Origin of the sequence: Flavobacterium sp. AG291 (assembly GCF_003350375.1) — a bacterium.
Classification (GTDB): Bacteria; Bacteroidota; Bacteroidia; order Flavobacteriales; family Flavobacteriaceae; genus Flavobacterium; species Flavobacterium suzhouense.
Map to the genome: position 1 here is coordinate 106723 of NZ_QQAR01000016.1, position 6115 is coordinate 112837.

General features: G+C 42.1%; 7 protein-coding genes. 4 read left to right on the top strand and 3 right to left on the bottom strand.

All coding sequences use genetic code 11. From position 1 onward, the window contains the following. Positions 1-68: 68 nt before the first annotated feature. Entirely contained in the window at positions 69-551 is a 483-nt protein-coding gene (locus tag DEU42_RS15565) for a GNAT family N-acetyltransferase (RefSeq protein ID WP_114759252.1), read from the top strand. A gap of 66 nt (positions 552-617) precedes the next feature. Continuing rightward, positions 618-1463 (top strand): peptide chain release factor N(5)-glutamine methyltransferase, encoded by an 846-nt coding sequence (gene prmC, locus DEU42_RS15570; RefSeq protein ID WP_114759253.1) that lies wholly within the window; start codon positions 618-620, stop codon positions 1461-1463. A 307-nt stretch (positions 1464-1770) separates the two neighbouring features. Here the strand turns inward: prmC and DEU42_RS15575 are convergent, their stop codons facing one another. Then, complete coding sequence (locus DEU42_RS15575; RefSeq protein ID WP_114759254.1) at positions 1771-2049, bottom strand: GIY-YIG nuclease family protein; 279 nt, start codon at positions 2047-2049, stop codon at positions 1771-1773. A 241-nt stretch (positions 2050-2290) separates the two neighbouring features. Continuing rightward, entirely contained in the window at positions 2291-3538 is a 1248-nt protein-coding gene (locus DEU42_RS15580) for an ABC transporter permease (protein ID WP_114759255.1), read from the bottom strand. 162 nt (positions 3539-3700) lie between these two features. On the opposite strand from DEU42_RS15580, the gene DEU42_RS15585 reads away from it, so the two are divergent. Next, on the top strand, positions 3701-4474 hold the full coding sequence (locus DEU42_RS15585) for a hypothetical protein (RefSeq protein WP_114759256.1): 774 nt from the start codon (positions 3701-3703) through the stop codon (positions 4472-4474). A 933-nt stretch (positions 4475-5407) separates the two neighbouring features. Next, a complete protein-coding gene (locus DEU42_RS15590; RefSeq protein ID WP_114759257.1) occupies positions 5408-5908 on the top strand; it encodes a hypothetical protein in 501 nt (166 codons plus the stop codon). A gap of 9 nt (positions 5909-5917) precedes the next feature. On the opposite strand, the gene DEU42_RS17695 is transcribed toward DEU42_RS15590, so the two are convergent. After that, positions 5918-6115, bottom strand: a 198-nt coding sequence (locus tag DEU42_RS17695) for a hypothetical protein (RefSeq protein ID WP_233506717.1), incomplete at its 5' end; no start/stop codon positions are given.

The following is a 6115-nucleotide window of genomic DNA, read 5'->3' on the forward strand; positions in this document are numbered from 1 at the left end:
TAAAACTCAGCGAATCTCTGTGTGACAACCCGGCTAAGATAATTCCCAAATTCCGTAGCTTTGCGGTAATGAATACCATTATCCGAAAAATAGAACAAAAAGACAATGCCGAAGTTGCAGCGCTCATCCGCAGTGTACTGATAGAACATAATGTGCCAAAGGTGGGTACGGCCTACGCCGATGCCTCACTCGACTGTATGTTTGAGACCTATTCGGCAAACAATGCACAGTATTTTGTAGTAGAGAAAGACGGCAAGCTGATAGGCGGAGCGGGAATCGCACCCCTCGAGAACGGACCCGCAGGCGTATGCGAACTCCAAAAGATGTACTTCCTGCCCGAAGCCCGTGGCACAGGAATGGGGAGTGCCATGATGGACACCTGTCTTGCTTTTGCTACAGAAGCTGGCTTTGCCCAATGCTACCTCGAAACCATGCCGTATATGGAAGCCGCCCAGAAGCTATACCGCAAAAGCGGATTTGAATACCTCGACGCTCCGCTGGGTAATACCGGACATAGTTCGTGCCCAGTGTGGATGCTTAAAGGTTTATAATGTTTAAGGTTTAAAGTTTAAGGTTGGTAACGTTGAACTTTAAACTTTAAACTTTAAACAAAATATATGAAACTAAAACAATACAGAAAATATTTCCTTGAAAAACTCACTCCACTATTCGACAGCATGGAGGCAGAGCAGTTTTTTGCCATAACCCTTGAAGAACTCAAAGGATGGAAACGCACCGACCTTGCCCTGAATCCCGATGCGGAACTTTCTGGAGCCGAAATCGAGAAGTGGAATGCCGTGCTTGGCGAACTCGAAACGCAAAAGCCTATTCAGTACATTTTTGGAAAGGCTCACTTTTACGGACTGGAGTTTGAGGTCAATCCCAATACGCTTATTCCGCGTCCTGAGACGGAGGAACTGGTAGAGTGGATCATTACTGAAAATAAGTATAAGGGGCAACTAAGTCTGCTGGATATAGGTACAGGAACGGGATGTATTGCTATTTCACTGGCTAAGAATTTACCTGATGCTTCGGTGTCGGCAATAGATGTTTCGGAAGGTGCTTTGGCTACTGCCAAAAGGAATGCGAAGCATAATTCCGTTGAGGTAAACTTTATATTAAAGGATATATTAGCTGCTGAAACGCTTCCACAGGTGTATGATGTGATCGTTTCTAATCCGCCTTATGTGCGTAACCTTGAAAAAGAAGAGATAAAAGAAAATGTATTGCAGTACGAACCCCATCTGGCATTGTTTGTAGACGATAACGACCCATTACTCTTTTACCGTAAAATAGCCCAATTAGCGAAAACCCAACTTTCGCCCAATGGCAGACTGTATTTCGAAATCAACCAGTACCTCGGTCCCGAAACCGTACAAATGCTCGAAGACATGGGCTTTGTAAATGTTTTCCTTAAAAAGGATATTTACGGAAATGACAGGATGGTTAGTTGTCATTTGTAGTTTAGGGTTGCATACTCATGCTCTAAACACAACGTTTTGTCATTTCGAGGAGGTACGACGAAGCAATCTAAGTTTTTTTATATTTTATTTAGATTGCCGCATTCCGCTGCGCTTCATTCGCAATGACGATGTGGTATGAAGGTTTCCGTCATTGCGAGGAGGTACGACGAAGCAATCTAAGTTTTTTTATATTTTATTTAGATTGCCGCATTCCGCTGCGCTTCATTCGCAATGACGATGTCGTATGAAGAGTTCCGTCATTGCGAGCCTGCCTGCCGGCAAAGGCAGGGAGGTACGACGAAGCAATCTAAAAAATGTCTAAGTTTTCAAAATACAAATCCTTCCATTCAGGATTCATCATTTCAATCAATTCAATTTTCTTTTTTCTTGAACCTGCTTTTAATTGTTTTTCTCGTCCTATAGCATCCCCAATCATTTGATGTTGTTCAAAATATACGAGCTTATGAAGATTGTATTTTGCGGTAAAACATTTTGGATAAAACTTTTGCTTATGCTGTTTTACTCTTTCAAACAGTTCAGATGTGTTAGTGTTGTTGGTGAGTATGTAGACAAATCCGGGTTTCAATAGTAATAACTTTTTTATAGATTGCCACGCTCCATTGCATTACGCTCGCAATGACGATGTAGTATGAATGTTTTGTCATTGCGAGCCTGCCTCCCGGCAAAGGCAGGGAGGTACGACAAAGCAATCTCTTCAGATTACTTCTTCCGTTCGGCTTTCAGCCTCGGGTGTCGGGCTTCACTACGCTGCGCTTCCGTCGAAATGACAGAACGCTGCCTATTGAGACTGAATACTGCCCACTAAACTACTCATACCTAAGCGCCTCCACAGGGTCGAGGGCTGCAGCTTTGATGGCCGGGAACAGTCCCGATACAACCGTTACGATAAGAGTAGTTACCAATGCGGCAAACATGGCTGTCCACGGAATGGTAAAAGCTGTTTTAAACAGGAAGGTGGTAAGTGCACCACCTATGGCCATACCCAGGATAAGTCCTATGGCACCACCTATAAAACTGATAACAAGGGTTTCGGTAAAGAACTGCATGGCAATAGTGCTCTTTTTGGCGCCGAGCGATTTGCGAACGCCAATCTCTCGAGTACGCTCACTTACCGATACGAGCATGATATTCATAAGGGCTATGGATGAACCAAAAACGGTTATGATACCTATTACCCATGCAGAATAGCCAAGGGCTTCGGTTTCAGACATTAGCTGTTTTAAAAGTTCGTCGCTGCGCTCTACGCCAAAGTTAGTTTCCTGAACCGGATTAAGCTTTCGGACACGGCGCATGGTGAGTACAGCTTCATCTACAGCGGCATTTAGCATATCGTGCTTGCCTATCATAACTTTTACCTCATAATCAATATTAGGCATGGTAAACAGCGAACGCGCAATTTGTATAGGTATAATAAGGCGTAAGTCCTGACGGTTGCCAAAAGTAGACCCCATTTCTTTCAGTACCCCGATAACCTTAAAGCGGGCACCGCGTACCGAAATAACCTTATCTATAGGATTCACGTCTTTCAGGAGTCCGCTTTTTACAAAATCAGACCCAACAATGCATACATAGTTGTTATTGGCAATATCAAAATTGGTAAAGTTTCGTCCCTGTACAGCTTCAAGTCCTGAGTTAGGCAGGAAATACTCATCAGCCCCTACAATGTTTACTTCGGGGTCGGTTTTTTTGTCTTCGTGTTTTACTTCGATGTTGCTTGCCGCGGTAAACGACAGCGATGTTGTAGCCGACGGGAAATGGTATTTATCCTGAAATTCCCTTGCCTGCGGGTAGCTGATGATGGGGTTTACCTTTACATCGCCGCTGTTGCGACGTAGTTGCCTTGAAAAGTCGTAACGGCTGATGGAAAAGGTATTGGTACCCATAGAGGCAAAGTTGCCGGTAATGGTGTTTTCAAAACCGTTCACAAAAGTTAGTACGCCCACGAGCGCTAAAATACCAAGACCGATGATAAATACGGTCAAAGTGGTTCGTAGCATCTGGCTTCGTATCGAATCAATTGCTATCTTTGTATTTTCCCTGAACAGGTTAAACATAGTTCGTTTTTTGATGCCACTAAAATAATGAATTTGTTTAAGTTTCAGAGTTGCAAAGGCGCAAAGTTTCAAAGTTTTTGGACTGTCCGAATTCCGACATAAGTAAGATTTTACGACTTTATGACTTAGCGACTACATCAATATTTCCACATATACATTTACATGAGCGGTACCCGCTATTTCAATTTTCCTGTTGCATTGCTTCAGGATTTTATGGACAATTCCCAAAAATGCCTAAACGACATTATGTATTACTCGGTTTATGCGCATTCGGCAAGGCTTAATTATGGAAATGAAGTTCTTCGGATAAGGCAAAGCGTAGTTCATTATGCATTGCCTGTAAATTCGTCAGAGCTGATAGCCCTAAACGGGAAATTGCTGTATGACAATATTCCGAAAGCCAGTCCGATGTCGGGCATAAGCACCAAAATGTTTTATGAATTTCGCACCAACGAAAAGAAAGAGTTCGAGAAGATTTGCCTTTTGGGTTTTTTGGCCTTGAAGAGTATCATTGGCAAAAAGCCATATTGCAAAGTAGACAATAAGTTTTGGCTTTCTCGTATGGCAGGTAATAGTAAATCAGTTGATTTAGAGCAATTGCCGGATATCATCAAAAAGTATTCGAGCGAATATATGACGAAAAAGATTAAGAGCGAGCTTAAAAAGCATTGGGGACTCAAGTCTTATAGCCGTTATACAAGAGGTTTTTATGTAAGTTTTGACATGAAGTTCGAAGCTCTTGTAAACGAAGTTGAGATGAAGCGTAAAGGACTGAAGGAAAAGCAGCTTCGCGAAGCTGAAAATGCGATTGTAGCTAAGGTTCTCGAAAAGCTGCATACTCCTAAAATAGCTTCACAGGAAAGTGCGCCCACGGCATCTATTCGTAAAATTGGAGCGTTTTCATTAAAGCAGGCACGGAATCTGCATACTAAATAATACCAATTACCCCGACTCAGGTTGGGGTATTTTTTTGGCATCCGCCAAAGTGGGTTAGGTTTGGGTTCTTGTTGGTTTTTCTGTTAACAGTAAGCTGGCCTCAAGGTTAGCTTAAGGGTGGCTTACGCTATGCGATACGGGTAGCGTTCGCTATGCGTAAACATATGATAATCATATGAAAAAGACATGTTTTAACCTATTGAAATTCAGTACTTGTTGCTTGACCATTTGCTTAAGCATAAATAGTAATATGCAGCATATCAGTTATGTAAGGTTTTAGGGTTACGAATCATTTGCTAACCCTTACGCCAATTGCCGCCGATTGCCTTTTACCTGTTTAGCTGTTGTCTTACAACTGTTTTCGGTTTGTATTACGACCTATATAAAGATATTATAACTAATATCTACTAATTAGATTTCCCACAAAGAAAATTAAATAAGTCCCCAAGAAAAAATTACCCAAAAAAGTACTTCATAAGTGGGGAGACATTTTTGGTTTGTTTTTTCTTTTTCTCTCTTTTCTTTTTTTTAGAGGTTTAGCGGGAATGCTGAAAAGGGAAAACGGCTCACTCCTGCACAGGCACACCCGGGGGGGCGAGCTGCAAGTTTGCAGTGTTCAGTTTGCAGTGTTCAGTTTGCAGTGTTCAGTTTACAGTGTTCAGTTATTAGCCTACAGCAACAGTGGTTTCCCCTCCCTTGGAGGGGTGGCTGAAAGCCGGGGGGGGGTTCTTTGTATTAAAAGCCATCCATTCGCCACGGCGTAACACCCCTCTGAAAGAGAGGAAACCTACTCGTACTCAATAAGTGGAAAAATACCCATTAATCCGCATAAATTAGCCTTAACTGCGTTCTAAAATCTGCGAGGCAGGCAACTTTAAATGCTAACCCCAAAACTTTAAACTGCGAAGCAGTATCTTCGCTAAAAATATTCTCATGAAAAAGCTATTAGCCATTATAGTGCTGCTGTTGGTACAATTTACATTCGCGCAGCAGCGCACCAACGAAAATGACGTTCCGTTAACTTATAAAAATCCGCTGTCTAAAGGCGAGGTATTCCTGAGCCTTAATCCTGAATGGTTTATTAAAGACACTAATGATAAGGTAATTGCTTTTACATCTACCGACAGGAAAGTGAAGATAATGGTTGCTGCTTCAGCCGAACTGAGCTACAAGAAAATTGTAGAGAACCTGAAAAAGAAAAATGATGCCCTTTGGGAAATACTTCCGGCCAAAAAGATACTGAAGGTAAAAGAGGTGCAAAAAGACAAAACCGAACAGGAAGTAATTGCTTTGGCGTATGCCGTACCTGTTGCCCCCAACGACGACAAAATAGTAAGCATGATGGTATTGCTGCAAACGAATGATCTTCCGCAATGGGAACGTTATTTTGATACCGTAGCCGGAACGCTTGGGGTTATTGCCATAAAGCAATAGTTTTCAGTCTCAGTTACAGTTTTCAGTACGCTCTGTCATTTCGAACGAAGCGTAGCGTAGTGGAGAAATCTCAGAGTTTGAATGGAGATTTCTCCACTCCATTTCATTCCGGTCCTTTAGATTTGTTTTTAGATAAATCTTAAATTTATGAATGAGAAGGAAGCAAAAGTAAACTATGCTGCGGTCTGGGTTTTTATGCCCATATTT